Origin of the sequence: Pseudomonas japonica (assembly GCF_900188455.1) — a bacterium.
Taxonomy (GTDB): Bacteria; Pseudomonadota; Gammaproteobacteria; order Pseudomonadales; family Pseudomonadaceae; genus Aquipseudomonas; species Aquipseudomonas japonica.
This window is the reverse complement of record NZ_FZOL01000059.1, coordinates 1-1,330: the sequence shown is the minus strand read 5'-3', so window position 1 is coordinate 1,330 and position 1,330 is coordinate 1. Positions and strand designations below refer to the sequence as shown.

The following is a 1,330-nucleotide window of genomic DNA, read 5'->3' as shown; positions in this document are numbered from 1 at the left end:
ACGTTGCAACAAATGTAGATACTCTGTTGGCGGTCAAGCTTTTTTGAGGTGATCAGAGCTGAAAAGCTTGGCCGTATCGAATGGTTCGTTCCCGTGCATGCATGCCCAAATTCCCGTCAAGTACTTGCGCATGACAGCGGCGATGGCTTGCATTTTTTTCTTGCCTCTACTGACTAACGACTCGTAAAAAGCCTTGGCATAAGGGTCGCAACGCACTGCAGTCAATGCAGGCATGTACATGGCTGCCCGTAGATAGGCATTCCCACTTTTGCTGAGCCGGCCGGGTTTATCGATGCTTGTTCCTGATTGTGTCTGTCGAACATCTAAGCCCGCATGACGAGCTACCTGGGAGGACTTGAGTATTTCAGGTAGCGTGGTCAGCTCAGCCAGGGCAGCAAGTGCCGAGACCTCTCCAACTCCCGGACCTGCAAGCAGTTGCTTGTACTGCCGAGCAAGCGTTGGGCACTGGGCAATCAAGTCGCGTCCAGCTTTGCGGAAGCGCTCAATGCGATTGTCCAGGGCGGCAATTGCTTCTTCTTGGTCCTCAATCAGAATCGATACGGTTGTAGAAGTCGCCTGCAATGCGTGCAGCTCATTCTTCGCTCTGACGCGCTGTCCTACCAAGCGATTGATATGCCGGCCAAGAGCCCTCAGCTCAAGCTGTACAGGGCTTGGAGGGATCCATAAGCGCGGCGTCATACGCTCACCATACTCGGACAGCAAATGAGCATCTATCGCGTCAGTTTTGCTGTTCACCAGCATTAGCTTGGCGAAATTATGGAAACTTTTGGGATTGATAACTGAAACAGGAAGGTCGGCAGCATGCAGCTCAAGAGCCAAGTCCAGGTAATAGATTCCGGTGGCTTCCATTACGATCGCCTTGGGCTTTAGAGCCTGCAGCTTTTTCACCGCAGCTTTACGACCGGTGGGAGTCTGAGCAATTTCCCACTGTCCGGCAGCGCGCCCATCCTTACGCATTCCTGCGATCGAAGTACGCGAACCGATATCCACTCCGATAAAGACACTCATGCTTCCCACTTCCAAACGACTTAGGTAAAAATGGCCTCCGGTTCCCCGACCTCGAACTTCATGCCGCTGCAACCTTGTAATGCGAAGTCCGACTTGTCGGCTTCTCGATACTCTTCGTAGTGGGCAATGAGGCGGGGGACCTCTCTACATACAAGGTCAGGGTAAGCCCTGCCTTCAGGAGCGATCGGTCTCCCCGGAAGTGCTTCTTCAACCTGACGAGAATAACCTCCTGCATCAGGTCAGACACAACATACAAGGAGCGAGCGTGCTCGCGATGCGCCGCGCGGGCGGCGCTCGATCT

Annotated in this window: 1 protein-coding gene; it reads right to left on the bottom strand. The window is 53.7% G+C overall.

Translation table 11 applies throughout. From position 1 onward, the window contains the following. Window positions 1-33: 33 nt before the first annotated feature. Window positions 34-1,029, bottom strand: a complete 996-nt coding sequence (locus tag CHB99_RS29345) for an IS110 family RNA-guided transposase (RefSeq protein ID WP_042130160.1) — start codon at window positions 1,027-1,029, stop codon at window positions 34-36. Window positions 1,030-1,330: the final 301 nt, after the last annotated feature.

Bases quoted from the DNA above. Each gene is read 5' to 3' on its own strand.
- CHB99_RS29345 (WP_042130160.1), bottom strand. From the start codon at position 1,029: ATGAGTGTCTTTATCGGAGTGGATATCGGTTCGCGTACTTCGATCGCA.